At 66.6% G+C, this 26770-nt stretch carries 23 protein-coding genes, 1 pseudogene and 1 riboswitch; of the genes and pseudogenes, 12 read left to right on the top strand and 12 right to left on the bottom strand.

The genetic code is table 11. The features are described 5' to 3' along the window. The first annotated feature begins 41 nt into the window (after positions 1 to 41). From purH to POR01S_RS14160, 3 genes are all read left to right on the top strand, one after another. A complete protein-coding gene (purH, locus tag POR01S_RS14170; protein WP_042136598.1) occupies positions 42 to 1634 on the top strand; it encodes a bifunctional phosphoribosylaminoimidazolecarboxamide formyltransferase/IMP cyclohydrolase in 1593 nt (530 codons plus the stop codon). A gap of 90 nt (positions 1635 to 1724) precedes the next feature. Then, positions 1725 to 3008, top strand: a complete 1284-nt coding sequence (purD, locus tag POR01S_RS14165; protein WP_042136596.1) for a phosphoribosylamine--glycine ligase — start codon at positions 1725 to 1727, stop codon at positions 3006 to 3008. A gap of 94 nt (positions 3009 to 3102) precedes the next feature. Beyond that, the gene (locus POR01S_RS14160; protein WP_042136594.1) at positions 3103 to 5877 is read left to right on the top strand and encodes a response regulator; all 2775 of its coding nucleotides are present in this window, start codon (positions 3103 to 3105) and stop codon (positions 5875 to 5877) included. Here POR01S_RS14160 and POR01S_RS14155 read toward each other — a convergent pair. After that, positions 5861 to 6256, bottom strand: a complete 396-nt coding sequence (locus POR01S_RS14155) for an acyl-CoA thioesterase (protein WP_007161577.1) — start codon at positions 6254 to 6256, stop codon at positions 5861 to 5863. The genes POR01S_RS14160 and POR01S_RS14155 overlap by 17 nt on opposite strands. A gap of 151 nt (positions 6257 to 6407) precedes the next feature. Beyond that, positions 6408 to 6550, top strand: a riboswitch (S-adenosyl-L-homocysteine riboswitch). Between the two features lie 22 nt (positions 6551 to 6572). On the opposite strand from POR01S_RS14155, the gene ahcY reads away from it, so the two are divergent. From ahcY to rhlE2, 3 genes and pseudogenes are all read left to right on the top strand, one after another. After that, a complete protein-coding gene (gene ahcY / locus POR01S_RS14150; protein WP_007161576.1) occupies positions 6573 to 7979 on the top strand; it encodes an adenosylhomocysteinase in 1407 nt (468 codons plus the stop codon). 47 nt (positions 7980 to 8026) lie between these two features. Then, complete coding sequence (metF, locus tag POR01S_RS14145) at positions 8027 to 8863, top strand: methylenetetrahydrofolate reductase [NAD(P)H] (RefSeq protein WP_042136591.1); 837 nt, start codon at positions 8027 to 8029, stop codon at positions 8861 to 8863. Positions 8864 to 9047: 184 nt separating this feature from the next. Beyond that, a pseudogene (gene rhlE2, locus POR01S_RS14140) lies at positions 9048 to 10927 on the top strand (RNA helicase RhlE2). 83 nt (positions 10928 to 11010) lie between these two features. Here rhlE2 and POR01S_RS14135 read toward each other — a convergent pair. The 3 genes from POR01S_RS14135 to POR01S_RS14125 form a co-directional block, all read right to left on the bottom strand. Beyond that, positions 11011 to 11298 carry a PA4642 family protein gene (locus tag POR01S_RS14135; protein ID WP_007161573.1) on the bottom strand — a complete coding sequence of 96 codons (288 nt, stop codon included), beginning with the start codon at positions 11296 to 11298 and terminating at the stop codon, positions 11011 to 11013. 116 nt (positions 11299 to 11414) lie between these two features. Continuing rightward, a complete protein-coding gene (locus tag POR01S_RS14130) occupies positions 11415 to 11885 on the bottom strand; it encodes a WbuC family cupin fold metalloprotein (RefSeq protein WP_042136589.1) in 471 nt (156 codons plus the stop codon). Beyond that, entirely contained in the window at positions 11882 to 12436 is a 555-nt protein-coding gene (locus tag POR01S_RS14125) for a hypoxanthine-guanine phosphoribosyltransferase (RefSeq protein WP_027602880.1), read from the bottom strand. Before POR01S_RS14125 ends, POR01S_RS14130 begins: the two co-directional genes overlap by 4 nt. 255 nt (positions 12437 to 12691) lie before the next feature. On the opposite strand from POR01S_RS14125, the gene upp reads away from it, so the two are divergent. Further along, a complete protein-coding gene (gene upp, locus POR01S_RS14120; RefSeq protein WP_027598946.1) occupies positions 12692 to 13330 on the top strand; it encodes a uracil phosphoribosyltransferase in 639 nt (212 codons plus the stop codon). Positions 13331 to 13332: 2 nt separating this feature from the next. After that, the gene (locus POR01S_RS14115) at positions 13333 to 14598 is read left to right on the top strand and encodes a uracil-xanthine permease family protein (protein WP_027602879.1); all 1266 of its coding nucleotides are present in this window, start codon (positions 13333 to 13335) and stop codon (positions 14596 to 14598) included. A 22-nt stretch (positions 14599 to 14620) separates the two neighbouring features. Here the strand turns inward: POR01S_RS14115 and POR01S_RS14110 are convergent, their stop codons facing one another. Together POR01S_RS14110 and POR01S_RS14105 are read right to left on the bottom strand one after the other, a co-directional pair. Further along, positions 14621 to 15676 carry a ferrochelatase gene (locus POR01S_RS14110; RefSeq protein ID WP_027598948.1) on the bottom strand — a complete coding sequence of 352 codons (1056 nt, stop codon included), beginning with the start codon at positions 15674 to 15676 and terminating at the stop codon, positions 14621 to 14623. After that, complete coding sequence (locus POR01S_RS14105) at positions 15673 to 16581, bottom strand: TIGR01777 family oxidoreductase (protein ID WP_042136587.1); 909 nt, start codon at positions 16579 to 16581, stop codon at positions 15673 to 15675. Before POR01S_RS14105 ends, POR01S_RS14110 begins: the two co-directional genes overlap by 4 nt. 65 nt (positions 16582 to 16646) lie before the next feature. Here POR01S_RS14105 and POR01S_RS14100 point away from each other — a divergent pair, with 65 nt between their 5' ends. From POR01S_RS14100 to POR01S_RS14085, 4 genes are all read left to right on the top strand, one after another. Next, a complete protein-coding gene (locus tag POR01S_RS14100) occupies positions 16647 to 17744 on the top strand; it encodes an NAD(P)/FAD-dependent oxidoreductase (RefSeq protein ID WP_077173138.1) in 1098 nt (365 codons plus the stop codon). 125 nt (positions 17745 to 17869) lie between these two features. Beyond that, positions 17870 to 18841: a YbgA family protein gene (locus tag POR01S_RS14095; RefSeq protein WP_027602876.1), complete on the top strand. Its 972-nt coding sequence runs from the start codon at positions 17870 to 17872 to the stop codon at positions 18839 to 18841. 10 nt (positions 18842 to 18851) lie between these two features. Further along, positions 18852 to 19775: a MerR family transcriptional regulator gene (locus POR01S_RS14090; RefSeq protein WP_052382670.1), complete on the top strand. Its 924-nt coding sequence runs from the start codon at positions 18852 to 18854 to the stop codon at positions 19773 to 19775. Continuing rightward, complete coding sequence (locus POR01S_RS14085; RefSeq protein WP_042136583.1) at positions 19772 to 21193, top strand: cryptochrome/photolyase family protein; 1422 nt, start codon at positions 19772 to 19774, stop codon at positions 21191 to 21193. Before POR01S_RS14090 ends, POR01S_RS14085 begins: the two co-directional genes overlap by 4 nt. Before the next feature lie 28 nt (positions 21194 to 21221). Here the strand turns inward: POR01S_RS14085 and POR01S_RS14080 are convergent, their stop codons facing one another. The 6 genes from POR01S_RS14080 to hemA all read right to left on the bottom strand — a co-directional run bounded on the left by POR01S_RS14080 (position 21222) and on the right by hemA (position 26613). Continuing rightward, positions 21222 to 21746, bottom strand: coding sequence for an acyloxyacyl hydrolase (locus POR01S_RS14080; protein WP_042136581.1), 525 nt, complete (start codon positions 21744 to 21746; stop codon positions 21222 to 21224). 152 nt (positions 21747 to 21898) lie between these two features. After that, the gene (murI, locus tag POR01S_RS14075) at positions 21899 to 22690 is read right to left on the bottom strand and encodes a glutamate racemase (RefSeq protein ID WP_042136579.1); all 792 of its coding nucleotides are present in this window, start codon (positions 22688 to 22690) and stop codon (positions 21899 to 21901) included. Continuing rightward, positions 22683 to 23438 (bottom strand): molybdopterin-synthase adenylyltransferase MoeB, encoded by a 756-nt coding sequence (locus POR01S_RS14070; protein WP_042136577.1) that lies wholly within the window; start codon positions 23436 to 23438, stop codon positions 22683 to 22685. Before POR01S_RS14070 ends, murI begins: the two co-directional genes overlap by 8 nt. Continuing rightward, the gene (prmC, locus tag POR01S_RS14065; RefSeq protein ID WP_042136575.1) at positions 23432 to 24262 is read right to left on the bottom strand and encodes a peptide chain release factor N(5)-glutamine methyltransferase; all 831 of its coding nucleotides are present in this window, start codon (positions 24260 to 24262) and stop codon (positions 23432 to 23434) included. The genes POR01S_RS14070 and prmC overlap by 7 nt, the downstream gene beginning before the upstream one ends. A gap of 3 nt (positions 24263 to 24265) precedes the next feature. Continuing rightward, positions 24266 to 25348 (bottom strand): peptide chain release factor 1, encoded by a 1083-nt coding sequence (prfA, locus tag POR01S_RS14060; RefSeq protein ID WP_042136573.1) that lies wholly within the window; start codon positions 25346 to 25348, stop codon positions 24266 to 24268. Beyond that, the gene (gene hemA, locus POR01S_RS14055; RefSeq protein ID WP_007161557.1) at positions 25345 to 26613 is read right to left on the bottom strand and encodes a glutamyl-tRNA reductase; all 1269 of its coding nucleotides are present in this window, start codon (positions 26611 to 26613) and stop codon (positions 25345 to 25347) included. The genes prfA and hemA overlap by 4 nt, the downstream gene beginning before the upstream one ends. Positions 26614 to 26770: the final 157 nt, after the last annotated feature.

Below are 26770 nucleotides of genomic sequence, written 5' to 3'. Positions count from 1 at the left end.
GGGCTTGACCGGCGGTCTCTCTCCTCCTGATGGACATGACCATGACCGACCAGACCTCTCGCCTCCCCGTCCGCCGTGCGCTGATCAGCGTGTCCGACAAGACGGGCGTCGTCGACTTCGCCCGTGAACTCGCGGCCATCGGCGTGGAAATCCTGTCCACCGGCGGGACCTACAAGCTGCTGCGCGACGAAGGCATCCCGGCGGTGGAAGTCGCCGACTACACCGGCTTCCCGGAAATGATGGACGGCCGCGTCAAGACCCTGCATCCGAAGATCCACGGCGGCATCCTCGGCCGCCGCGGCATCGACCACGAGGTCATGAGCGAGCACGGCATCCGCCCGATCGACTTGGTCGCGGTCAATCTCTACCCCTTCGCCGCCACCGTGGCCAAGCCCGGCTGCAGCCTGGCCGACGCCATCGAGAACATCGACATCGGCGGTCCGACCATGGTCCGCAGCGCGGCCAAGAACCACAAGGACGTCGCCATCGTGGTCAATGCCAGCGACTACGCGTCCATCCTCGACGACCTCAAGGCCGGCGGCCTGAGCTATGCCCAGCGCTTCGACCTGGCGCTCAAGGCCTTCGAGCACACCGCCGCCTACGACGGCATGATCGCCAACTACCTGGGCAGCATCGACCAGCGGGCCGAGACCCTGTCCACCGAAGGCCGCGCCGCCTTCCCGCGTACCTTCAGCGCCCAGTTCATCAAGGCGCAGGACATGAGATACGGCGAGAACCCGCACCAGCAGGCGGCCTTCTATGTCGAGCACGCCAGCGAGGCCTGCGTGGCCACCGCCACCCAGCTGCAGGGCAAGGAACTGTCCTTCAACAACGTCGCCGACACCGACGCCGCCCTGGAAACCGTCAAGAGCTACGAGGAGCCGGCCTGCGTCATCGTCAAGCACGCCAACCCCTGTGGCGTGGCCGTGGCCGGCGACATCCGCCAGGCCTATGAACTGGCCTATGCCACCGACAGCGAGTCGGCCTTCGGCGGCATCATCGCCTTCAACCGCGAACTGGACGCCGAGACCGCCCGCGCCATCGTCGAGCGCCAGTTCGTCGAGGTGATCATCGCCCCGCGCGTCAGCGCCGAGGCCCGCGACGTCGTCGCGGCCAAGGCCAACGTCCGCCTGCTGGAGTGCGGCGAGTGGCCCGCCGAGCGCAAGCCCGGCCTGGACCTCAAGCGCGTCAATGGCGGTCTGCTGGTGCAGAGCCGCGACATCGCCATGATCACCGCCGCCGACCTCAAGGTGGTGACCCAGCGCGCCCCCAGCGAGCAGGAACTGCAGGACCTGATCTTCGCCTGGAAGGTGGCCAAGTTCGTCAAGTCCAACGCCATCGTCTACGCCAAGGGCCAGCAGACCGTGGGTATCGGCGCCGGCCAGATGAGTCGCGTCAACTCGGCGCGCATCGCCGCCATCAAGGCCGAGCACGCCGGCCTGGCCGTGGCCGGCGCGGTCATGGCCTCGGACGCCTTCTTCCCCTTCCGTGACGGCATCGACAACGCCGCGGCCAACGGCATCACCGCGGTGATCCAGCCGGGCGGCTCCATGCGCGACGCCGAGGTCATCGCCGCCGCCGACGAAGCCGGCATCGCCATGGTCTTTACCGGCATGCGTCACTTCCGCCACTAAGGGCCCGTCCCGGCGAGGCCGCACGCGCCTCGCCGTCGCTCCAATTCAAAGTGCGGACGCCACCCTGCGGCCGCCCGAGAGGAACACTGCATGAACGTACTCATCATCGGCAGCGGCGGTCGCGAACACGCCCTGGCCTGGAAGGTCGCCCAGGACACCCGGGTCACCAAGGTCTATGTGGCCCCGGGCAACGCCGGCACCGCCACCGAAGCCAAGTGCGAGAACGTCGCCCTGGACGTCCTGGCCCTGGAACAACTGGCCGACTTCGCCGCCGCCAACGTCGAGCTGACCATCGTCGGCCCCGAGGCGCCGCTGGTGGCCGGGGTGGTCGACCTGTTCCGCAGCCGTGGCCTGCCCTGCTTCGGCCCCACTGCCGGTGCGGCCCAGCTGGAAGGCTCCAAGGCCTTCACCAAGGATTTCCTGGCGCGCCACCAGATCCCCACCGCCGCCTACGCCAACTTCACCGAGGTGGAGCCGGCCCTGGCCTATCTGCGCGAGCAGGGTGCGCCGATCGTGATCAAGGCCGACGGCCTGGCCGCCGGCAAGGGCGTGATCGTCGCCATGACTCTCGCCGAAGCCGAGGACGCGGTGCGTGACATGCTTTCCGGCAATGCCTTCGGCGACGCCGGTGCCCGCGTGGTGATCGAGGAATTCCTCGACGGCGAGGAAGCCAGCTTCATCGTCATGGTCGATGGCAAGAATGTCCTGCCGATGGCCACCAGCCAGGATCACAAGCGCGTCGGCGACGGCGACAGCGGTCCCAACACCGGCGGCATGGGCGCCTATTCCCCGGCGCCGGTGGTGACCCCCGAGGTCCACGAGCGGGTCATGCGCGAGATCATCGAGCCCACCGTGGCCGGCATGGCCAGCGAAGGCAATGTCTACACCGGCTTCCTCTATGCCGGCCTGATGATCGACCAGAGCGGTGCGCCCAAGGTCATCGAATTCAACTGCCGATTCGGCGATCCCGAGACCCAGCCGGTGATGCTGCGCCTGCAGTCCAGCCTGGTGCTGTTGGTGGAGGCCGCCCTGGCCGAGGCGCTCGACAAGATCGAAGCCTGCTGGGATCCGCGTCCGAGCCTGGGCATCGTCCTGGCCGCCGGCGGCTATCCGGGCGACTACGCCAAGGGTGACGCCATCGCCGGTCTCGAAGCCGCCGCGGCGCTGCCGGGCAAGGTGTTCCACGCCGGCACCAGCCTGCGCGATGGTCAGGTCGTCACGGCCGGCGGTCGGGTGCTGTGCGCCACGGCCCTGGGCGAAACGGTCTCCGCCGCCCAGCAGAACGCCTATGCGCTGGCCCAGGAAATCTCTTGGAAGGGCTGCTTCTACCGCAGTGACATCGGCTACCGCGCCATCGCCCGCGAGCGACAGTGAAGCTCGCCTAAGGGATCAGCCTGTTACACTGTTACGTCAACAGACGTGACGGGCTGATCTATACTCGACGTCCGCATTTGCGAAGGGAACTCTCGTGCACCGGCTCTGGATCGCCATAGGCTTTGTGGTCAGCTGGCTGCTGTTGCTGCTGGTGGCCAATTCCGTGCAGGCCGAGAATTCGCCGGATGCGGGCTGGGCGCAATACGAGGACGCCACGGGCGAATTCTCGCTCGACGACGTCCGTGACCGGCTGTCCGCCTTCAAGCCGCTGACCACCGCCCGCGCCCACCGCCCCGCCGGCCCCGGGGCGCTCTGGCTGCACACCCGCATCCAGCCCGACACCCAGCAGCGCCTGCTGCGCATCATTTCGCCCAATGTCGGCTATCTGGACTTCTTCGCCTATCGCGACGACCAGTTGCTCAGCGAGATCCGCGATGGCCTGTCGCGGCCGCTGCTCAATCCGCAGCAACTCAGTCGCGACTTCGTCTTTCCGATTCCGCAGAGCGACCAGCCGCTCGACCTCTTCCTGAGATTCGAATCGCCCCAGCCGATGCGGATCGCCCTGACCCTGAGCAGCAGTGCCGAAGCCGAGGTCACCCATCGGCTGGTGATGTTCGGCGTGCTGCTCGGCTGCCTGGCCATGCTGGCGCTGTACAACGGCGCCCAGCTGCTCTATCACCGCAGTCGCGCCACCAGCGCCCTCACCCTGCTGCTGGTGATGCTGGTCTGCGTGGCCCTGAACATTTTCGGGCTGAGCAAGTTCTTCCTGGGCGGCTTCAAGGGCCAGACGCCGCTGCTGACCGATCTGTCGGTGCTGGCCTGCAGCGCCGCCGGGCTGAATTTCGTGGGGGCCTTCTTTGGCTGGCGGCGACTGCCGCTGTGGATCCGCCGCACGCTCAGGGGCCTGCTGGCGCTGGTCGCCCTGGCCGCCGTGGTGCGCATCGCCGCCGGCGAGTTCTATATCGGCGACTGGCTCATGGCGGTCAATGGTCTGGCGCTGTTCGCCTGCCTGACCATCGCCCTTGAGCGCTGGCACCAGGGTGCCCGCTATGCGCGGCTGCTGGTGGTGAGCTGCGCCCTGCTGGCCCTGGCCGGGCTGATCGCCCTGCCGATCCTGGCCGGTTACGCCAATCCGCCGGTGTGGATGGGCCGCGGCCTGATCGCCAGCTGCATGTTCAGCGGCATCCTGCTCACCCTGGCCCTGGAGGAGCGCCGTCGCTATCTGCGCGAAGAGCATTTCACCCGTACCCGTGACAGAGCGGCCAACCATGCGGAGCTCAAGGGCAAGGCCGAATTCCTTTCGCGCATCAGCCACGAGATCCGCACGCCCATGAACGGCGTGCTGGGCATGACCGAGTTGCTGCAGGGCACGGCGCTGTCGGCCAAGCAGCGCGACTATGTGCAGACCATCCACAGCGCCGGTGCAGAACTGCTCAACCTGATCAACGAGATCATCGACATCACCCGTCTGGAAAGTGGCCAGATCGAACTGGAAGAGGTCACCTTCGACCTCAATGCCCTGCTCGACGACTGCCTAGACATCTTCCGGCCGCGCGCCGAGGAGCACCGGGTCGAACTGCTCAGCTTCATCCAGCCCCAGGTGCCCCGCCGTTTCATCGGCGATCCGACCCGCCTGCGCCAGATCCTGCTCAACCTGCTGGAAAACGCCTTCCAGCGCACCGAGGAAGGCGAGATCCTCCTGGTGATCTCCCTGGAAGAGGCCACCGGCCAGCCGCCACGCCTGCGCATCTCGGTGCAGGACAGCGGCACCCCGCTGGATGCGGCGCTGAGTCGCCAGCTGCTGTCCACCCACCTCGACCGCCGCGACTTCCTCGCCAGCGACACCGACAGCCTGGATTTCGGCCTGATCATCGCCCGCCAACTGGTGCTGCTGATGCAGGGCGACTTCGGCATCCAGAACAACGCCGAGGGCGGTTCCAGCTTCTGGATCAGCCTGCCTATCCCGGCCCAAGCGCTGGTGCTGTCGCGCGGCGACAGCGACTATCCGCTGCAGGACGTACGGGTGCTGGTGGTCGACGACAACGAGCTCTGCCGCAAGGTCCTGCAGCAGCAGTGCAGCGCCTGGGGCATGCAGGCGGTCACCGCCGCGTCCGGACGCGAAGCCCTGGCCCTGCTGCGCACCCAGTCGCACCTGCGGGAATACTTCGACGTGGTGCTGCTCGACCAGCAGATGCCGGGCATGACCGGCATGCAGCTGGCCGCGCGCATCAACGAAGACGAGAATCTCAACCACGACCTGCTGCTGATCATGCTCACCGGCCTGAGCAATGCGCCGAGCAAGGTCATCGCCCGCAACGCCGGCATCAAGCGGGTGCTGGCCAAGCCGGTGGCCGGCTATACCCTCAGGGCGACCCTGGCGGACGAGCTGTCGCGCCGCGGCCAGCGGGTCAGCGAACCCGAGCCCGAAGAACAGCCCAGCGGCATCCCCAGCGATTTCCGCGTGCTGGTGGCCGAGGACAACAGCATCTCGGTCAAGGTGATCCGCGGCATGCTGAAGAAGCTCGGCGTCGAACCCGACACCGTGAGCAACGGCCTGGAAGCCTTCGAAAAGCTCCAGCAGAACACCTACGACCTGATCCTGATGGATTGCGAGATGCCCCTGCTGGACGGCTTCGGCGCCACCCGCCGGCTACGCGCCTGGGAACAGCAGAATCATAGGTCGCGCACCCCGGTGGTGGCCCTCACCGCCCACATCCTCGCCGAGCACAAGGATCGCGCCCAGGAGGCCGGCATGGACGGCCACATGGGCAAGCCGATCGAACTCTCGCAGCTGCGCGAACTGCTGCTCTACTGGGCCGAGCGGCGGCGGCTGGACGTGACCCGCGCGGGCCTCAAGGCGACTCCTTGAACCTGTCCTTGACGTAGGTGATCTCGGTCTTGCCGTGCGGCACCGGATTGCCTTCCTCGTCGAGATTGACGAAGACGATCTTGTCGATGGTGAGGATGCTCTTGCGGGTGATCTTGTTGCGCACCTCGCATCTGAGGGTGATGGAGGTACGCCCGAACTCGGTGGCGGTGATGCCCAGTTCGATGATGTCGCCCTGGCGCGAGGCGCTGATGAAGTTGATCTCGGAGATGTACTTGGTCACCACCTTGGGATTTTCCAGCTGCACGATGGCGTAGATCGCCGCCTCCTCGTCGATCCACTTGAGCAGACTGCCGCCGAACAGGGTGCCATTGGCGTTGAGGTCTTCGGGTTTCACCCACTTGCGGGTATGGAAGTTCATCAGGGCTCCTTGAATTCCCGGGGTCTTGAGGCATCAGATCAGGGTGCGCGCGGTAGATTCCGGTCGACATGAGGCAGAGCGCCACCCTTTGGGTTTATCGCGATCCTCGTTATACTGCCCGCGCATCGCGGCCACCAGGCCGCCCCGCCTTCCGTTCGAGGGGCGCTGCAGCACGCTGCGTTATCCCATCCTAGCCGACCCGCCGCTGGCGCGGGACCCTCGGCGGGCATGACGCCAGACGTTGTCAGGCTCGAGCGGAGCGTTATCAGAACGCATCAACGGCGCCCATTCGCACCTAACGAATGGAGACTCTTCAATGAGCGCTGTCCTCACGCCTGCCGCTTTCAACGATTTCAAGGTCGCCGACATCTCCCTGGCCGACTGGGGTCGTCGCGAAGTCATCATCGCCGAATCGGAAATGCCCGCCCTCATGGGTCTGAGACGCAAGTACGCCGGCGAGCAACCCCTGGCTGGCGCCAAGATCCTCGGCTGCATCCACATGACCATCCAGACCGCCGTGCTCATCGAGACCCTGGTGGCCCTGGGCGCCGAAGTGCGCTGGTCGAGCTGCAACATCTTCTCCACCCAGGACCAGGCCGCGGCCGCCATCGCCGCCGCCGGCATCCCGGTGTTCGCCTGGAAGGGCGAGACCGAAGCCGAATACGAGTGGTGCATCGAGCAGACCATCCTCAAGGATGGCCAGCCCTGGGACGCCAACATGGTGCTGGACGACGGCGGTGACCTGACCCAGATCCTGCACGACAAGTATCCGCAGGTGCTGGAGCGCGTGCACGGCATCACCGAAGAGACCACCACCGGCGTGCACCGCCTGCTGGACATGCTCAAGGACGGCACCCTCAAGGTCCCGGCGATCAACGTCAACGATTCGGTCACCAAGAGCAAGAACGACAACAAGTACGGCTGCCGCCACAGCCTCAACGACGCCATCAAGCGCGCCACCGACCACCTGCTGTCCGGCAAGCAGGCGCTGGTGATCGGCTACGGCGACGTGGGCAAGGGCTCGGCCGCCTCGCTGCGTCAGGAAGGCATGATCGTCAAGGTCTCGGAAGTCGATCCGATCTGCGCCATGCAGGCCTGCATGGACGGCTACGAGCTGGTCTCGCCCTATGTCGACGGCCTGAACGACGGCACCGAAGCCTCCGTGGATCGCGCCCTGCTGGGCAAGATCGACCTGATCGTCACCACCACCGGCAACGTAAACGTCTGTGACGCCAACATGCTCAAGGCCCTGAAGAAGCGCGCCTTGGTGTGCAACATCGGTCACTTCGACAACGAGATCGACACCGCCTTCATGCGCCAGCACTGGGGCTGGGAAGAGGTGAAGCCGCAGGTGCACAAGATCCACCGCACCGGCCTGACCGTCGATCCGGCCAACGACGACTACCTGATCCTGCTGGCCGAGGGCCGCCTGGTGAACCTGGGCAACGCCACCGGTCACCCCAGCCGCATCATGGACGGCTCCTTCGCCAACCAGGTGCTGGCGCAGATCCACCTGTACCAGGAGAAGTTCGCCGACCTGCCGGTCGCCGAGAAGACCGCCAACGTCACCGTCATGGTCCTGCCCAAGAAGCTCGACGAAGAAGTGGCGCTGGAAATGGTGAAGGGCTTCGGTGGCGTGGTGACCCGCCTGACCGAGGCTCAGGCCAAGTACATCGGCGTGACCCAGGAAGGCCCCTTCAAGCCCGACAGCTACCGCTACTGATGGCCAGCCCCGCCCGTAAGGGCGGGGCCGCTCACGAGAGAGACGCCGTGAAACCCAGTCTGAGTTTCGAATTCTTTCCCTGCAAGACCGAAGCGGGCCACGAGAAGCTGATCGCCACCGCGCGACAGCTGGCGAGTCATGGGCCGGAGTTCTTTTCCTGCACCTACGGCGCCGGCGGCTCCACCCGCGACGGCACCTATCGTACCGTGCGCCAGCTCAACGACGAGGTCGGGGTACCGACCGCGCCGCACCTGTCCTGCGTCGGCGACAGCAAGGCCAAGTTGCGCGAGCTGCTGCAGCAGTACCGGGAAGCCGGCATCAACCGCATCGTCGCCCTGCGCGGCGACCTGCCGTCCGGCATGGGCCTGTCCGGTGGTGGCGAATTGCGTTATGCCAGCGATCTGGTCGCCTTCATCCGCGAGGAAACCGGCGATCACTTCCATATCGAGGTCGCCGCCTATCCGGAAACCCATCCGCAGGCGCGCAGCTTTACGGACGACGTGCGCAATTTCGTGTACAAGATGCAGGTCGGTGCTGACCGCGCGGTCACCCAGTACTTCTTCAACGCCGACTGCTACTTCCATTTTGTGGAACGTGTCCGCAAACTGGGAGTCGAAGCCCCAGTGATCCCTGGCATCATGCCGATCACCAACTACAGCAAGTTGGCGCGCTTCTCCGATGCCTGTGGCGCTGAACTGCCACGCTGGCTGCGGAAGCAACTGGAAGCCTACGGTGACGACACCCAGAGCATCCAGGCCTTTGGCGAAGAAGTCATGACCGCCCTCTGCGAGCGACTGCTCGAAGGCGGGGCACCCGGTGTGCACTTCTATACCCTGAACCAAGCGGAGCCGTGTATCGCCATCTGGCGAAACCTCGGTTTTTGAAGTCGGCCACGCGAACTGGCGGCGACTTCACCCAATCGTGATTACCGCTACCGGTCATCGCCCGACTCTTCATCCAGCGCAGGATGACGAGGGCGGGCGAGACGTCCGAAACCTTTTGGACGTCAACCGGAAGCGCAACCGCGCCCCCACGTCGGCGGGACGCCGACAGAGACAGGAACCCCGCATGTCCTTCATTTCCCTCGGTCTCTCCGAGGCCCTTGCCCGCGCCGTGGAAGACGCTGGCTACACGAATCCCACTCCTGTTCAGCAACGCGCCATTCCGGCCGTCCTGCAGGGTCGCGATCTGATGGTGGCTGCCCAGACCGGCACCGGCAAGACCGGTGGCTTCGCGCTGCCGGTGCTCGAGCGCCTGTTTCCCAATGGTCATCCCGATGGCCGCCAGCACGTGGCCAAGCAGCCGCGCGTACTGGTCCTGACGCCGACCCGCGAACTGGCGGCCCAGGTCCACGACAGCTTCAAGGTCTATGCCCGTGACCTGCCCATGCGCAGCGCCTGCGTCTTCGGTGGCGTCGGCCTCAAGCCGCAGGTCACCGCCCTGGCCAAGGGCGTCGACGTGCTCGTCGCCTGCCCGGGGCGTCTGCTGGATCTCGCCGGTCAGCAGAGCGTCGACCTGTCCGCCGTCGAGATCCTGGTGCTGGACGAAGCCGACCGCATGCTCGACATGGGCTTCATCCACGACGTCAAGAAGGTCCTGGCCCGTCTGCCGGCCCGCCGCCAGAACCTGCTGTTCTCGGCCACCTTCTCCAAGGACATCACCGACCTCGCCGGCAAGTTGCTGCAGGATCCCGAGCGGATCGAGGTCACCCCGCCGAACACCACCGTCGAGCGCATCGAGCAGCGGCTGTTCCGCATCCCCGCCAACCAGAAGCGCGCTCTGCTCGCCCACCTGATCACCCTGGGTGCCTGGGAACAGGTGCTGGTGTTCACCCGCACCAAGCACGGCGCCAACCGCCTGGCCGAGTACCTGAACAAGCATGGCCTGCCGGCCGCGCCGATCCATGGCAACAAGAGCCAGAACGCCCGCACCAAGGCCCTGGCCGACTTCAAGAGCAACGAGGTCCGCGTCCTCGTCGCCACCGACATCGCCGCCCGCGGCCTGGACATCGACCAGTTGCCCCACGTGGTCAACTTCGAGCTGCCCAATGTCGAGGAAGACTATGTCCACCGCATCGGCCGTACCGGTCGGGCCGGGCGTAGCGGCGAAGCCATCTCCCTGGTTTCGCCCGACGAAGAGAAGCTGCTCAAGGCCATCGAGCGTCTGACCAAGCAGAGCATCCCCGACGGCGACATGCAGGGCTTCGATCCGCAGTCCGTGCCGCCGGAGCAGCCGGAAGTGCGCGCCCCGCGCGAGCCGCGTGGCAAGCCGCAGCAGAATCGCCAGAAGAAGGCTGACAAGCCGGCGCGCAGCGAAGGCAAAGGCCAGAATCAGGGCCAGGGCAAGGCCGCCAGTGGCGAGCAGTCCGGTGCCCAGCCCCAGGGCGAGCGCAAGGGCCGTACCCGCAATCGTCGCGACCGCCGTGATCGCGACGACGCCGGTCAGCCAATGCGCAACCCGGCCAGGCCGCGGCCCAGCAGCCGCGCAATCGCGATCCGGAAGAGTTCCTGGACGACGATTACGACAACTTCGGCAACAGCGTCGACTACGTCAGCCCCTACCAGGGCAAGGGTCGCAACGGCCAGCGCCGTGGCAACGGCGGCAACGGTGCCCGTCCGGCAGCCGCGAGCAGCAATGGTCAGCAGCCCCGTCAGGGTCAAGGCCAGGGCCAGGGCGCTGCCCGCGCCCAGCGTGGCCAGCAACAGCAGCAGCCCGGCAAGCGCCGTGGCCAGAATGGCCAGCCCCGCGCCGCCCGCCCCTACGAGGCCGCACCCAGCGAGCCGCGTGCCTATGCCCAGGAAGAGCGGGCATCGAGCAAGCCGCAACCGAAGATCGTGCACAAGCCGTCGCGTGCCGACCGCCTGCCTACCCTGGAGCAGCTGGAAGACCTGCCGAGCCGGCCGCGCAGCGAGAAGCCCGCGCTGCTGACCCGCAACCGCGAAGCCTGATGAAGTGCGGGCCGCCCAGGCGGCCCAAACTCCAGGCAAAAAGAAACCCCGCCTTGGCGGGGTTTCTTTTTGCCTGCGGCAGATCAGGCGTGCGCGGCGCGCAGGGCGTCGATATAGGGCTCGGCCTGGCGATGGCTGCGGATCAGCTCGATGAAGTCTTCACCCTGATCGTTACGGGCATCCAGATCGTAGCCGGCCTCGACGAAGAAGCCGACGAAGCGCTCGAAATCGTCCGGACGCAGACCGCGATAGGCCTTGACCAGCTTGTGCAGAGACGCGGGGGTATCGTCCGCCGGCTCGACCGCGAGAAACAGCTTGATCTGCTCGTCGCTGATCTCTTCACCGATGACCTGCTTTTTATCCTTGCGCATCCTTTGGCTACCTGTGCTGGGGGATTCTTTGGAGAAAAGAGGGCCGATTCTAACCCCGCCCCTCGCCTGCCCGCCAGTGACAAAGCCAGGGCAATACCGCGACCCCGATCAAAAGTTCAATCGAATTGAGCGCGCATCCAGCGGCGATAGCGCTCGGCATCGGCGGCGCCTTCCAGCGGTGCCCAGCCTGGTCGCTCACCCTCGCCCAGAGGCACGAAGGGCCCGGCCTTGCATTCGAAGAACAGGCAGTCGCCCTCCAGGGCAACCAGCGCATGGTAGTGCCCGGGGGCGAGATCGACGCCCGGGCAACCGGCGCGCTGGGACAACTCGCGGCGCAGCAGCACCTGCCCTTCTTCGCTGAAGGTCAACAGCCCGAGTCGGCCCTGCAGCACCAGCAGACTCTCGGACTTGTGCGGATCCAGGTGGCGATGGGGCGGGATGTAGCTGTCCTCGCACATGCCCACCACCAGGCGGTGGCAGGGCTCGTCCATGGCGTGCAGGTTGTGATGGGCACGGCGGCGCGGACTGGCCGCCGCCTGCCGGAGCAGGTCGGCGAACAGCGCCTGATCGAACAGCCGGGCGGTCACAGTCCCTTCACGGCGTAGATGCCGGGGGCATTGCGCCAGTAGCCCTTGTAGTCCATGCCGTAGCCGAAGATGTAGCGATCGATGCAGGGCAGGCCGACATAGGTGGCTTGCAGGCCCTTGACCTTGCGGTCGTGGGTCTTGTCGATCAGCACCGCGGTATGGACCTCGCGGGCGCCGGCATGGCGGCAGAAGTCGATGATGGCCTTGAGGGTGTGGCCCTCGTCGAAGATGTCGTCGACGATCAGGACGTCGCGATCGATGAAGGACACCTCGGGCTTGGCCTTCCAGAACAGCTCGCCGCCAGTGGTCTCGTTGCGATAGCGTGTGGCGTGCAGATAGGACATTTCCAGCGGGAAATTCAGCCGGGTGGCCAGCTTGCCGGTCAGGATCAGGCCGCCATTCATGACGCAGAAGACCACTGGATTGCGCTCGGCGAGATCGGCGGTGATGGCCGCGGCGATCCGGTCGATGGCCGCTTCGACCTGGGCTTCGTCATACAGGCAATCGGCTTCCTGCATGACCTGGCGGATGTGGGCGAGATCGGCGGACATGGGGCTTCTCCGGGGGACGGGGCGCCTGCGGGGTGGTTGGCGCGGATAAAAGGCGGCAAAGGTACAGACACCGCGGACCGATCTCAAGCGCCGCCAGGCGGCTACTATTGTCGCAGGGTACTGCCCACCTCGAGCCGGATGCTTTAATGTACCGCGGTTTTTTTGTGCGCCTGCCCTTCCTGCGGCAGGCCTTCGGGCCGCCGGTCGTACCGAAACCGCCCTCGATCCGCTGCCCTACCGTCTCTGGAGAATCCCATGCCCGTCCACGAAATCCGCCACCCGCTCATCCGTCACAAGCTCGGTCTGATGCGGCGCGCCGACATCAGCACCAAAAACTTCCGTGAACTGGCCCAGGAAGTCGGTGCCCTGCTGACCTACGAGGCGACCAAGGACCTACCGGTGGAAGAGGTGGACATCGAGGGCTGGTGCGGCACCGTCAAGGTGGAAAAGATCTCCGGCAAGAAGGTCACCGTGGTGCCCATCCTGCGCGCCGGCATCGGCATGCTCGACGGCGTGCTCAGCCTGATCCCCAGCGCCCGGGTCAGCGTGGTCGGCCTCGCCCGCAACGAATCCACCCTGCAGGCCCACACCTACTTGGAAAAGCTGGTGGGTGAACTGGACCAGCGCCTGGCCATGATCATCGATCCCATGCTGGCCACCGGCGGCTCCCTGATCGCCACCATCGATCTGCTGAAGAAGGCCGGGGCCAAGGAGATCCGCGCCCTAGTGCTGGTCGCGGCGCCCGAGGGCATCGCCGCGGTCGAGCAAGCCCATCCGGACGTGCGCCTCTACACCGCCTCCATCGACGAGCGCCTCAACGAGCATGGCTACATCCTGCCGGGCCTGGGCGATGCCGGTGACAAGATCTTCGGCACCAAGCAGAAGGACGCCTGAGCGTGACCGCGCGGGAACCGCTCTGGCGGGAGATCTTGGTCGGCGCCCAGATGCTCTTCGTGGCCTTTGGCGCCCTGGTGCTGATGCCACTGATCACCGGCATGGACCCCAATGTGGCCCTCTTCACCGCAGGCTTCGGCACCCTGCTGTTCCATCTGGTCACCGGCCGTCAGGTCCCGGTGTTCCTGGCATCGAGCTTTGCCTTCATCGCCCCGATCATCGCCGCCAAGGCCGAATTCGGCCTGCCGGCGGTGCTGGGCGGCGTGGTGGCGGCCGGCTTCGTCTACACCTTCCTGGGGCTGGCGGTGAAGCTGCGTGGCGTGGGCTTCATCGACCGCCTGCTGCCGCCGGTGGTGATCGCCCCGGTGATCATTTCCATCGGCCTGGGCCTATCGCCGGTGGCGGCCAACATGGCCATGGGCAAGGCCGGTGACGGCAGCGCCCAGCTGGTGCCCTATGCCACGGCGATGATGATCTCCATGCCGGCGCTGGTCACCACCCTGCTGGTGGCCATCTACGGCAAGGGCATGTTCCGCCTTGTGCCGATCCTCGCCGGGGTCTTCGTCGGCTACGCGCTGGCCTTCGTCTTCGGCATCGTCCATACCGAGGGCATCGGCGCTGCGCCCTGGCTGGCGATCCCGGCCTTCGTCGCACCGGAATTCCACTGGGGCGCCATCCTGTTCATGGTCCCGGTGGCCCTGGCGCCGGCCATCGAGCATGTCGGCGGGGTGATAGCGGTGGGCGGGGTGACCGGCAAGAACTACCTCAAGCAACCCGGTCTGCACCGCACCCTGCTGGGTGACGGCCTGGCCACCTCCTCCGCCGGCCTGTTCGGCGGACCGCCCAACACCACCTACGCCGAGGTGACCGGCGCGGTGATGCTGACCAAGAACCACAATCCGCGGGTCATGCTGTGGGCGGCGGGCTTCGCCATGGTGCTGGCTTTCGTCGGCAAGTTCGGCGCGGCGCTGCAGACCATACCGGTGCCGGTCATGGGCGGCATTCTCTGCCTGCTGTTCGGCTCCATCGCGGTGGTGGGGCTGAACATCCTGATCCGCCATCAGGTGGATCTGTCCGAGGCGCGCAACCTGGTGATCGTCTCGGTGACCCTGGTGTTCGGCATCGGCGGCATCGTCTTCGGCAACGGCGAGATCGGCCTCAAGGGCATCTCCCTCTGCGGCCTGATCGCCATCGGCCTCAACCTGGTCCTGCCCGGGCACAACGCCTGGAAGAAGGACGCCGAGCCGCCTGAGCGTCCGCTGCTCTGACGGCACCCCTCCAGATGCCGGCCTAGGCCGGCATCTTGGGTTGCTCGATGGGCTGCGGCGGCAGCTCCGCCACCTCTTCGCACAGTTCCACCAGCGCCTGCGCCCAGGCCGGGTTGTCGTTGACGCAGGGGATCAGCACCAGCTCCCGGCCACCGGCTTCGATGAACTGCTCGCGCCCGCGATCGCCGATCTCTTCCAGTGTCTCGATGCAGTCGGCGACAAAGGCCGGGCACATCACCAGCAGGCGCTTCACGCCGGCCTTGGCCAGCTCGTCCAGCCGCGCCTCGGTGTAGGGCTCGATCCACTTGTCCTTGCCCAGCCGTGACTGGAAGGACACCGACCACTTGCCATCGGGAATGCCCAGGCGCCGGGCCACCAGCTCGGCGGTGCGCTGGCACTGGCTGCGATAGCAGACGGCCAGGGCCTTGGCGCTGACCTTGCTGCTGTCGGGCGCGCGCAGGTCGTGGCTGCGATCCTTGACCAGCTTGCGGATGTGCCGCTCGGGCAGGCCGTGGAAGGACAGCAACAGGTGGTCGTAGGGCTCCTCGAGATAGGGCTCGACGCTGGCCGCCAGCGCCGCCTGGTATTCCGGACGGTCGTAGAAGGGCGGCAGGATCTTCAGCGTCAGCGGCAGCTGGTGGGCCTCGATCACCCGCCGTGCCTCGACGATGGCGGTGGTGGTGGTGCTGTCGGCGAACTGCGGATAGAGCGGCGCATAGGTCACTTCGCGGATGCCCTGGCTGGCCAGGCGCTTGAGCACCGATTCCACCGAGGGCTCGCCGTATCTCATGCACAACTCCACCGGACCGTGGCGCCAGAGGGGCCGCACGGCCTCTTGCAGGCGGCGGCTGAGCACGATCAGCGGCGAGCCGTCGTCCCACCAGATCGACTCATAGGCCTCGGCCGAGGCGGCGGGTCGCTTGATCAGCACCAGGGACACCAGCAGACGGCGCAGCGGCCAGGGCAGATCGACCACATAGGGGTCCATCAGGAACTGGTTCAGATAGCGCTTCACGTCGGGGACGTGGGGCGAATCGGGCGAACCCAGGTTGGCGAGCAGCAGAGCGTTGGTAGTCATCGTGAATCCTTGGCAGCGAGCAGGTCGGCCAGGGCCGCGTCCAGCTCGGGATAGCGAAAGACATACCCGGCCGCGAGCAGGCGCTCGGGTCGGGCGCGCTGACCACCCAGCAGGAGGATGGACAGCTCTCCCATCAGGCGCAGGGCGAAGGCGGGAATCAGCAATCGCGCCGGGCGCCGCAAGGCCCGCCCCAGCGCTTCGGTGAACTCGCGGTTGCGGACCGGCTGGGGGGCACAGAGATTATAGGGACCCTGGGCGTCGCTTCGGTTGAGAAGAAAATCGATGGCCCCGATTTGATCCTGTAAATGAATCCAGGGCATCCATTGGCGTCCATTGCCCAGGCGCGCGCCCAGGCCGAAGCGGAAGGGCGGCAGCAGGCGCAGCAGAAAGCCGTCGTCGGCGGCCAGTACCAGGCCGGTGCGCAGGTTGACCACGCGGATGCCCAGTTGCTCGGCCTCGTTGGCGATCTGCTCCCAGGCCAGGCACAGCTCGCCAGCGAAGTCGGGGCCGGCCAGGCTGTCGGCCTCGCTCACCGGTTTTTCGCCGCTGTCGCCATAGAAGCCGGTGGCCGAGCCGGAGAGCAGGACCGCGGGTTTCTGCGGGCGCCCGCGCAGCCACTCGATCAGGCGCTCGGTGGTGCCGATGCGGCTCTGCCAGAGTTCGGCCTTGCGACTGCGGGTCCAGGGCTTGTCGGCGATGGGCGCGCCGGCCAGGTTGACCACCGCGTCCAGCTGCTCGTCGCCCAGCGCGTCCAGCTGGGCGATGCCGCGCACGCCGGGTCCGCATTCGCGCGCTACCCGCGCCGGGTCGCGGCTGAGCACGGTGAGCTGGTGCCCGGCAGCCGCCCATTGGCGGCACAGCGCGCGGCCGATCAATCCGGTGCCACCTGTCAGCAGGATATGCATGTCGTCACTTCCTTCTCGTATTGCCCTGCCGCCCGTATGCATCTGAACGAAGGGAAGAGGATTGTTTGGTATGGTCGTGGGTCGAAAGATCCAGAACGGTTGCCAGTCGTAGCCGTAGAGCCCTTGCGCGCGCAAACGTTCGACAAGGGCGAATCGTCAGACAAGCGAGGTCCATCATGACTGCCCCCATCGCCATCGTTGGCGCAGGAATAGCCGGACTTGCCGCGGCCCAGACGCTGATTCGCGCCGGGCAGCAGGTCCAGATCTTCGACAAGAGCCGCGGCAGCGGCGGCCGCATGGCCAGCAAGCGCAGCGAAGCCGGTGCCCTGGACCTGGGCGCCCAGTATTTCACCGCCCGCGACCGGCGCTTCATCGACGCCCTCAACGAATGGCGGCGAGCCGGTTGCGCGGCCGAATGGAATCCGGTGCTCTACCAGTATCGCGACGGGCGCCTGAGTCCCTCCCAGGACGAGCAGCCGCGCTGGGTCGGGGTGCCGCGCATGAGCGCCATCACCCGCCACCTGCTGGCCGATCTGCCGGTCACCTTCGACTGCCGCATCACCGAGGTCTTTCGCGGCGCCCAGCACTGGCACCTGCTGGACGCCAGCGGCGAGACCCACGGCCCCTTCGCCCAGGTCGTCATCGCCATGCCGGCGCCCCAGGCCACCGCCCTGCTCTCCAGCGTGCCCAAGCTGGCGGCCACCGTGGCCGGCGTCAGCATGGAACCGACCTGGTCGGTGGCCCTGGCCTTCGCCACGCCCCTGCAGACCCCGGTGGAAGGCTGCTTCGTGCAGGGCAGCGAACTGGACTGGCTGGCGCGCAATCGCTGCAAGCCCGGGCGCGACACCACCCTGGACACCTGGGTGCTGCACGCCACCAGCGCCTGGAGCAAGGCGCACATCGATGCCTCCAAGGACGCGGTGATCGAACGTCTGCACGGCGCCTTCGCCGAGCTGATCGGCTGTCCGCTGCCGGCGCCGGCCTTTACCCTGGCCCATCGCTGGCTCTATGCACGCCCCGCGCAACCTCACCAGTGGGGCGCCCTGGCCGACCCCGACATGGGCGTCTTCGTCTGTGGCGACTGGTGCTCCAGCGGGCGGGTGGAAGGGGCCTGGTTGAGTGGTCATGAGGCTGCGCAGCAGCTCCTGAGCAGTCTGGATTAAGCGACGAAGCGCACGCCGTCTGTAACCTGCGGCGAATCTTTTGCCGCAGCCCCCTGTCGAAAGTTGCACCAAACTTGTACAAACAGGAAAACCTTGTACAAGAAAATACACGACAGGGGATCTCCATGCTTGCCAACTCCTCCTCCAGCCTGCCCCGCCCGCGCCTGGGCATCAGTGCCTGCCTGCTGGGTGACGAAGTCCGCTATAACGGTGGACACAAGGAATCCCGGCTCTGCAGCCAGACCTTCGCCGAGCACTTCGACTTCGTCCGGGTCTGCCCGGAAATGGCCATCGGCCTCGGCACGCCCCGCGAACCCATCCGCCTGGTGGGCGACTCCCAGGCGCCGCGCGCGGTGGGCACCGTCGATCCCAGCCTGGACGTGACCGCCGCCCTGACCCGCTACGGGGAAAAGATGGCGGGCGAGCTCACCGACCTGTCCGGCTTCATCTTCATGCAGAAATCGCCTTCCTGTGGCATGGAAAGGGTCAAGGTCTATCACGCCAATGGCCAGGGCAGCGAAACCGACGGTCGCGGCCTGTTCGCCGCCGCCATCATGCGTCTACGACCGGACTTGCCGGTGGAAGAAGCCGGGCGCCTGAATGATCCGGTGCTGCGGGAAAACTTCGTCACCCGCGTCTTCGCCCACGCTCATTGGCTGCAGCTCATGCAACAAGGCCTGACGGCACGTGCCCTGCTGTCCTATCATTCGCGCTACAAGTACCAACTCATGGCCCATGATGCCCACCGGGCCCGGGCGCTTGGTCAGTTGGTCGGCAGCATCGGCCAGCGCAATCTGGACGAGCTGGGACAGGAGTATTTCAGTGGCCTGATGGCTGCACTGAAAAAGTGCGCTACCCGTGGTACTCACTGCAATGTGCTCTATCATCTATTCGGTTATCTGCGTCGGGTCCTGAGCGACAGCGAGAAGCAGGAAATGCAACAGCTCATCGAGCAGTACCACGAGGGCGTCGTTCCTCTGGTCGTGCCCCTGACGCTGCTCAAGCACCACTTCCGCCAGCATCCGGATCGTTATGTGAACGAGCAGGCCTATCTCCAACCGCACCCCGAACGCCTGAGTCTGCGAAATGCCATCTAGCGCCTCTCCCTTGCCTTCGTCGTCCAACGCCGAAGAGCAGGACTACCAGTCCGCTCTCCATGAGGGCTGGCTGCCCATCCGGGAAATCGCCCGGCGCACCGGCGTGAACGCCGTGACGTTGAGGGCCTGGGAGCGGCGCTATGGCTTGCTGGTGCCCAAGCGCACCCCCAAGGGCCATCGGCTGTACAGCGAGGCCCATGTGGTCCGGGTGCAGCAGATCCTCGCCTGGATCGCCCGCGGCGTGGCGGTCAGCCAGGTCAAGGGACTGCTCGACGAACAGCGGCCCGCCGCGGTACCTAGCGACACGCCTTGGCAGGGCATCCATCAGGAGATGATGGACGCCATCGGCCGGCTGGCCTCGCGCGCCCTGGACGAAGCCTACAATCGCGCCGCCTCGCTCTATCCCCCGCGGGTGCTGCTGGACCAGTTGCTCTGGCCGCTGCTGCGGGAACTGGAGCGCCTGAGCCAGGCCACCGACGATGGCCGCTTGCAACAGGTGTTCTTCCAGTCCTGGCTGCGCAGCAAGCTGGGCGCGCGGATCTACCACAGCCAGCACAGCCTGAGAGGCGCCCCCCTGGTGCTGCTCAATCTCGACGACACGCCGATGAATGTGTCCCTGTGGCTCTGCGCCTGGCTGATCAGCACCGCCGAGTGCCCGGTCGAGATCGTGGAATGGGCGGTCCCCGCGGGCAATCTGGATCGCCTGGTCGAGCAGCTGGAGCCCCGGGCGCTGGTGCTCTGCCGTGACAGTCGACCCGACAGCGAGCTGCGCCGCCAGCTGCAGACCTTCGCCAACCGCCATGCCCGCCCCTGCCTGACCCTGGGCGCTCTGGGCGAATCCCTCACCGCCGATGCCGCACCGGCGCGCAGCCCGGGGGAGGCCTTCGACCGCCTGCAGAGTGCCGGCCTCCTGCGCCAGGAACGCCACGCATGAGTCAGCTCGTCTGGTTTCGTACCGACCTGCGCACCCTCGATCATCCCGCTCTCCACGCCGCCGCCGAACAGGGTCCGGTGGTGGCCGTCTTCCTGCTGAGTCCTGCCCAGTGGCAGGAACATGACGAGGCGGCGGTCAAGGTCGATTTCTGGCTGCGCAATCTCGCCGAACTGGGCAAGACGCTCGGTTCTCTCGGTATTCCCTTGCTGGTGCGTAGCGCCGAGCGCTGGAAACAGGCGCCCCAGGTACTGCTTGAGCTGGCCAGGGAACTGGACCTCGAACACCTGCACTTCAATGACGAATACGGGGTCAACGAAGCCGCGCGCGACGACGCCGTGGCTGAAGCCTTCGAAGCGGCGGGGCTGACGGCCCATCGCTATCTGGACCAGACGCTGTTCGCGCCGGGTACGGTGCTGACCAAGAGCGGCGGCTATTTCAAGGTCTTCGGCCAGTTCAGGAAGACCTGCCTGGCACGCCTGGAAACCGGTCTGCCGACGCCCCTGCCCGCTCCCGGCAAGCAGAAGAAAAGTCTGGTCCAGGCGGATGACCTGCCCACCTCGGTCGCCGGCTTTGCGGCCATCTCGCCCGAGGTGCAACAGCTGTGGCCGGCCGGTGAAGAGGCCGGCCTGCAGCGTCTGCAGGCCTTTATCCAGGACGACCTGGAGGACTATCACCAGGCGCGGGACATTCCCTCCACACCCGGTACCAGCCAGTTGTCCGCCTACCTCAACGCCGGCGTGCTGACGCCCCGGCAGTGCCTGCAGGCGGCGGTCCGCGCCAATGACGGCCTGCTTAGCGGTGGCAAGCAGGGAGCGGCCACCTGGATCACCGAGTTGCTCTGGCGCGAATTCTATCGCCACGTACTGGTGGGCTATCCCTGGGTTTCGCGGCACCAGCCGTTCAACCGGGACCTGGCCGCCCTGCCCTGGCGTAACGACCGCGAAGGCCTCGACGCCTGGCAGCAGGGGCGCACCGGGATTCCCATCATCGATGCCGCCATGCGCCAGCTCCTGCAGACCGGCTGGATGCACAATCGCATGCGCATGCTGACCGCCATGTTTCTCTGCAAGAATCTGCTGATCGACTGGCGTGAAGGTGAACGCTGGTTCATGCAGCACCTCATCGACGGCGACCTGGCCTCTAACAACGGCGGCTGGCAGTGGAGCGCCTCCACCGGGACCGATTCGGTGCCCTATTTCCGGGTGTTCAATCCCCATACCCAGGCGCTCAAGATCGATGCCCGGGGCGATTATGTGCGCACCTGGATACCGGAGCTAGCCGACCTCAAGGGCAAGGCCGTGCACACCCCCGGGGGCCGCTACCTGACGCCGCTGGTGGACCTGGGCGAGAGTCGCCAGCGCGCCCTGGCCGCCTACCGCGGCATGGCGCGCAAGACGGAAACGAAAAAGCCGGACTAGGTCCGGCTTTTTTCATAGCAGCCCTGGATCAGAGGGTATGGCTGTAGAACAGCGCATAGGACTCGATGCCATCGTTGGGCTGCTTGATGCCGGCGTTGGAATAGTGGGTCGCGCGGATGCCGACGCGCTGGGTGTCGCCGAACTTCAGGCCCAGGCCGATGCGGTCTTCGAAGTTGAAGGCCGAACCCAGGTCCTGTTCGCCGACCTTGGTGCTGGAGAAGACCGAGACGCCGATACCGGCCTCGACGAAGGGCTTCACCTGGCCCTGGCCGAATTCGTAGACGAACACCGGGGCGAAGGACAGCGAATGCTGGTCGGAAGAATGGCCGTTGTCACCTTCCCAGTAGGTGTAGCCCGCATCCCAGTAACCGGTCAGGCGGCCGGTGGAGCTCTGCCACCAGCTCTTGTCCCAGCTCCAGCCGGCACCGATGCGGTAGGTCATGCCGCTCTGGCTGGTGGCGCCGACCGCCCCGGTGATTTCCACAGCCTGTGCCGCTGCCACGCCACCCAGCGAAAGCGCGGCGGCTACTGCGAGGGAAAGCAATTTGTTCATGAGAGTGCCCTTATGGATGTTTCTAGTTTTTACGAACCGCCAGCATTGACCCCTAAGTCGTGAAGGTGTTCACAGGCTGGGACATTTTTACCTACAAGGTCGGATGCTAGTCGCTGGACAGGCATTTGGCGAGCAAAACCCGGGCAGAAAAGTCAGACGAACGCCTTTACCTCGGCACCTGCCGGCCAGAGTTGCGGCAGTACCGCCTCCAGGTCGGCGGGCTCGCCGGACGTCCAGATCCGCGTCGGGCCGGCGGGTCCACGGGCCAGGCGCGCGTCCCGCGCCAGCAGACTCTGCAGGCGTCGGGCCACGGCGGCGCCGGTGTCCACCAGGATGATTTCTGGCGGCACCAGTTCGGCCAGCAAGGGGCGCAGGAAGGGGTAGTGGGTGCACCCCAGGATCAGGGTGTCGCACTCTGCCGTCAGCAGCGGCTCGAGAAAACCCTGCAGCAGGCGCCGGGTCTCGGGGCCGTGCAGATCGCCGCGCTCGACCTGCTCCACCAGTCCCGGGCAGGGCTGGGTCACGACCTGGACGCCCAGGGCGAATCGGTCCAGCAAGGCCGCGAACTTGGCGCTCTGCAGCGTACCCGTGGTCGCCAGCACCCCGACCCGGCCATTGCGGGTGGCGGCGGCCGCCGGCTTCACCGCCGGCTCCATGCCGACGATGGGCCAGCGGGGATAGCGTTCGCGCAGATCGGCCACCGCCGCCACGGTGGCGGTGTTGCAGGCCACCACCAGGGCCTTGGCACCCTGGGCGTGCAGCCGCGCCGCGATCAGCTGGCAGCGCTCGCGGATGAAGGCGGGGGTCTTTTCCCCATAGGGGATATGGCCGCAGTCGGCGATGTAATGCAGGGTTTCCGCTGGCAACAGCTGGCGGATCTCGGCCAGCACCGACAGGCCGCCGACGCCCGAGTCGAAGACCCCGACCGGCGCCTCCTCAGCCATGGCGGGCGCCGCACACCGGGCACCCCGGATCGCGCCGGACGCGCAATTCGCGGAAGCGACTGCCCGCGGCATCCACCAGCAGTAGCCGTCCCACCAGCGGCTCGCCGAAGCCGGCCAGCAACTTGAGCGCTTCCAGTGCCTGCAGACTGCCCACCAGGCCCACCACCGGACCAAGCACCCCGGCTTCGCTGCAACTGAGCTCGGCTTCGCTGCCCTCGCCATAGAGGCAGTGATAGCAGGGACTGTCGGCACGACGCGGATCGAAGACGCTGAGCTGGCCTTCCAGGCGAATGGCCGCGCCACTCACCAGCGGCCGCCCGGTGGCGACGCAGGCGGCGTTCACGGCCGCGCGGGTGGTGAAGTTGTCCGAGCAGTCCAGCACCAGGTCCACCGCGGCGATGCGCGCCGCCAGGCTGTCGGCGTCCAGCGCCTCGCGCAGCGGCACCAGGCGTACCTCCGGATTGAGCGCCGCCAGGCGTTGCAGGGCGGAATCCACCTTGCCCTGGCCGATGCGGCTCTCGTCGTGCAGCACCTGGCGCTGCAGGTTGCTCAGGTCCACCTGGTCGAAGTCGGCCAGGTGCAATTCGCCGACGCCGGCGGCAGCCAGGTAGAGCGCCACCGGCGACCCCAGACCGCCGAGGCCGACGATGAGCACCCTGGCGTCCTTCAGTCGCAATTGTCCGGCGATATCCACCTGGGCCAGCAAGATCTGCCGGCTGTAGCGCAGCAGTTCGCCATCGCTCAGCATGGCCAGCGGCCTCCGCTGATGCGCGCATGACCACCCAGGTCCTGGCGACTCTCGACCTCGATGAAGCCCTGGCGCACCAGCAGTTCGCGTACCGCGGCGGCCTGCTCGAAGCCGTGCTCCAGCCACAGCCAGCCACCCGGCTGCAGGTGCGCGGGCGCCGCCGCGATCAGCTCGCGGATGTCGTCCAGGCCATCGGCGCCAGCCACTAGGGCGCTGCGCGGCTCGAAGCGCACATCGCCTTCGTCGAGATGGCGATCGCTGCCGGCGATATAGGGCGGATTGCTGACGATCAGCTCGAAACGCTGTCCGGCGAGGGCGGCGAACCAGTGACTCTGCTGGAAGCCGACGTTGCCCAGCCGCAGGCGCTGGGCGTTGCGTTGCGCCAGCTCCACTGCGGCCGGGATGCGATCCACGCCGCTGACCTGCCAGCGCGGTCGTTCATGGGCCAGGGCCAGGGCGATGGCGCCGGTACCCGTGCCCAGATCCAGCACCCGCACCTCGTCGGCCAGGGGCAGCGCCAGGGCGGTTTCCACCAGCACCTCGGTGTCGGGACGCGGGATCAGGGTATCGGGGCTGACCTCCAGGTCCAGCGACCAGAAGCCCTGCTGGCCGAGGATATAGGCCACCGGCTCGCCCTGCCGGCGGCGTTCGAGATCGGCCTGGAACCGTGCCAGGGCCTCGCGCGGCACCAGCTTTTCCGGCCAGGTGCGCAGGTAGCTGCGTGGCTTGTCCAGGGCGGCCGCCAGCAGCAATTCCACGTCGAGGCGGGCGCTGGGCGAATCCGGCAACTGGCTTTCGCGCACCAGGGCGCCGATGGTGGCCATGGCTTAGTCTCCCAGGGCCGCCAGCTGGTCGGCCTGGTATTCCTGCAGCAGCGGATCGATGACCTGCTGGACGTCGCCGTTGACCACCTCGCTGAGAGAATAGAGGGTCAGGTTGATGCGGTGATCGGTCACCCGCCCCTGGGGGAAGTTGTAGGTACGGATGCGCTCGGAGCGGTCACCCGACCCCACCAGCAGCCGGCGGGTGTCGGACATTTCCTTGTGCGCCGCCGCGTCCTGCTGGTCGTTGAGCTTGGCCGACAGCCAGGCCATGGCCTTGGCGCGGTTCTTGTGCTGGGAGCGTTCCTCCTGGCACTCCACCACGATGCCGGTGGGCAGGTGGGTGATGCGCACCGCGGAGTCGGTCTTGTTGACGTGCTGACCGCCCGCCCCGGAGGAGCGATAGGTGTCGACGCGCAGATCGGCCGGATTGATCTCGATGGCCTGCTGCTCGTCGGGCTCGGGCAGCACCGCCACGGTACAGGCCGAGGTGTGGATGCGGCCCTGGGATTCGGTTTCCGGCACCCGCTGCACCCGGTGCGCGCCGGACTCGAACTTGAGCTTGGCGTAGACGTTGTCGCCCTCGACCCGGGCGATGACCTCCTTGAAGCCGCCGTGCTCGCCCTCGTTTTCCGAGAGCACTTCCAGTCGCCAGCCCTGGCGTTCGGCATAGCGCGAATACATGCGGAACAGATCGCCGGCAAAGATCGCCGCCTCGTCGCCACCGGTACCGGCGCGGATTTCCAGGAAGACGTTGCGGCCGTCGTTGGGATCGCGCGGCAGCATCATGCGCTGCAACTCGTCTTCCAGTTCCTGCAGGCGCGCCTTGGCAGTGCCGACCTCTTCCTCGGCCATCTCGCGCAGATCCGGATCGCTGTCCTTGAGTAGCGCCTGGGCGCCCTCCAGGTCGGCCTGCACCTTGCGGTATTCGGTGAACGCCTGGCTGACCGGCTCGAGTTCAGCGTATTCCTTGGAATAGGCGCGGAACTGGGTCTGGTCGCTGATGACTTCGGCGTCGCCCAACAGCGCGGTCAGCTCCTCGAAGCGGTCCTGCAGACCGTCGAGCTTGTGCAACAGAGAGGTCTTCATGTCTTGTCCAAACCCTCGTCGAGGGCGAAGAGTTCCTGAGCCAGGGTCAGCGCGTCGACGCGTCCCTCGGCGGATAGTTTCTTGAGCTGCACGCTCGGTGCGTGCATCAGCTTGTTGGTGAGGCTGCGCGCCAGGGCGGCCAGGGCTTCCTGGGGATCGGCGCCATTGGCCAGCTGGCGCTGGGCGCGAGCCAGTTCGTCGTCGCGGATCTGCTCGCCCTGCTGACGATAGGCGCGGACCACGTCCACCGCGGCGCGCTCGCGTAGCCGCTGCATGAAGTCGTCGACCCCGGCCAGCACCAGCTTCTCGGCGGCCTGGGCCGCGCCCTGGCGACTCTTGAGATTTTCCGCCACCACCTCGTGCAGGTCGTCCACCGTATAGAGGTAGACGTCTTCCAGCTCGCTCACCTCCGGCTCGATGTCGCGCGGCACGGCGATGTCGACCATGAAGATGGGCTTGTGCCGACGCTGCTTGAGCGCCCGTTCCACCGCGCCCTTGCCGAGGATGGGCAACTGGCTGGCAGTGGAACTGATGACGATGTCGCTGTTGACCAGTTCGTCGGGAATGTCGGCCAGGAGCACGGTATGGGCGCCGAATTCCTCGGCCAGGTGGCTGGCGCGCTCCAGGGTGCGGTTGGCGACGACGATGCGGCGCACGCCCTGTTCGTGCAGATGGCGGGCGACCAGGGTGATGGTCTCGCCAGCGCCGATCAGCAACGCCTGGCTGCGGCTGAGGTCGCTGAAGATCTGCTTGGCCAGGCTGACCGCGGCAAAGGCCACCGACACCGGGTTCTCGCCGATCGCCGTGTCGGTGCGCACCGCCTTGGCGGTGTTGAAGGTGGCCTGGAACAGGCGGCCTAGCAGCGGCCCCACGGTGCCGGCCTCGCGGGCCACGGCATAGGCCGACTTGAGCTGGCCAAGGATCTGCGGCTCGCCCAGCACCATGGAGTCCAGCCCGGCGGCCACCCGCATCATGTGGCGCACCGCGGCTTCGTCCTGGTGCAGATAGATGCTGGCGCGCAGGTCTTCCAGAGGCACCCGGTGGTACTGGGCGAGCCAGGCCAGCACGGCGTCCGCCAGGCTGGGCTCCAGCTCCAGGTAGAGTTCGCTGCGATTGCAGGTGGAAAGAATCGCCGCTTCGCGACTGTGGGTGGCCTGCTCCAGCTGGCGCAGGGCCTCGACCGTCTGCTCTGGAGTGAAAGCCACGCGTTCGCGCACCTCAACCGAGGCGGTCTTGTGATTGATGCCGAGCGCGAGAAAGGCCATGGACGCAAGCAGTCGAACGGATTGGGAAAGCCGAACATTGTCCTACGCGCGGGCGGTGGCGACAACCAGCAGCGACGAGACGTCGGACAATCGCCGTCATAGCCTGGGCGAATGAATCTTGCCGGGCAAAAGGCGTCAACAGCCTCGACCACCGCAC

The organism is Pseudomonas oryzihabitans NBRC 102199 (assembly GCF_000730625.1).
In the GTDB taxonomy this organism is placed as follows: domain Bacteria; phylum Pseudomonadota; class Gammaproteobacteria; order Pseudomonadales; family Pseudomonadaceae; genus Chryseomonas; species Chryseomonas oryzihabitans.
Note: the sequence above shows the minus strand (reverse complement) of the source record. Positions and strands in the feature narration are given on the sequence as shown.

What these genes read in the sequence shown, in the direction of transcription:
- purH (WP_042136598.1), top strand. Translation starts at nt 42, where the DNA reads ATGACCGACCAGACCTCTCGCCTCCCCGTCCGCCGTGCGCTGATCAGC.
- purD (WP_042136596.1), top strand. Translation starts at nt 1,725, where the DNA reads ATGAACGTACTCATCATCGGCAGCGGCGGTCGCGAACACGCCCTGGCC.
- POR01S_RS14155 (WP_007161577.1), bottom strand. Translation starts at nt 6,256, where the DNA reads ATGAACTTCCATACCCGCAAGTGGGTGAAACCCGAAGACCTCAACGCC.
- ahcY (WP_007161576.1), top strand. Translation starts at nt 6,573, where the DNA reads ATGAGCGCTGTCCTCACGCCTGCCGCTTTCAACGATTTCAAGGTCGCC.
- POR01S_RS14135 (WP_007161573.1), bottom strand. Translation starts at nt 11,298, where the DNA reads ATGCGCAAGGATAAAAAGCAGGTCATCGGTGAAGAGATCAGCGACGAG.
- POR01S_RS14125 (WP_027602880.1), bottom strand. Translation starts at nt 12,436, where the DNA reads ATGTCCGCCGATCTCGCCCACATCCGCCAGGTCATGCAGGAAGCCGAT.
- upp (WP_027598946.1), top strand. Translation starts at nt 12,692, where the DNA reads ATGCCCGTCCACGAAATCCGCCACCCGCTCATCCGTCACAAGCTCGGT.
- POR01S_RS14110 (WP_027598948.1), bottom strand. Translation starts at nt 15,676, where the DNA reads ATGACTACCAACGCTCTGCTGCTCGCCAACCTGGGTTCGCCCGATTCG.
- POR01S_RS14105 (WP_042136587.1), bottom strand. Translation starts at nt 16,581, where the DNA reads ATGCATATCCTGCTGACAGGTGGCACCGGATTGATCGGCCGCGCGCTG.
- POR01S_RS14095 (WP_027602876.1), top strand. Translation starts at nt 17,870, where the DNA reads ATGCTTGCCAACTCCTCCTCCAGCCTGCCCCGCCCGCGCCTGGGCATC.
- POR01S_RS14085 (WP_042136583.1), top strand. Translation starts at nt 19,772, where the DNA reads ATGAGTCAGCTCGTCTGGTTTCGTACCGACCTGCGCACCCTCGATCAT.
- POR01S_RS14080 (WP_042136581.1), bottom strand. Translation starts at nt 21,746, where the DNA reads ATGAACAAATTGCTTTCCCTCGCAGTAGCCGCCGCGCTTTCGCTGGGT.
- murI (WP_042136579.1), bottom strand. Translation starts at nt 22,690, where the DNA reads ATGGCTGAGGAGGCGCCGGTCGGGGTCTTCGACTCGGGCGTCGGCGGC.
- POR01S_RS14070 (WP_042136577.1), bottom strand. Translation starts at nt 23,438, where the DNA reads ATGCTGAGCGATGGCGAACTGCTGCGCTACAGCCGGCAGATCTTGCTG.
- prmC (WP_042136575.1), bottom strand. Translation starts at nt 24,262, where the DNA reads ATGGCCACCATCGGCGCCCTGGTGCGCGAAAGCCAGTTGCCGGATTCG.
- prfA (WP_042136573.1), bottom strand. Translation starts at nt 25,348, where the DNA reads ATGAAGACCTCTCTGTTGCACAAGCTCGACGGTCTGCAGGACCGCTTC.
- hemA (WP_007161557.1), bottom strand. Translation starts at nt 26,613, where the DNA reads ATGGCCTTTCTCGCGCTCGGCATCAATCACAAGACCGCCTCGGTTGAG.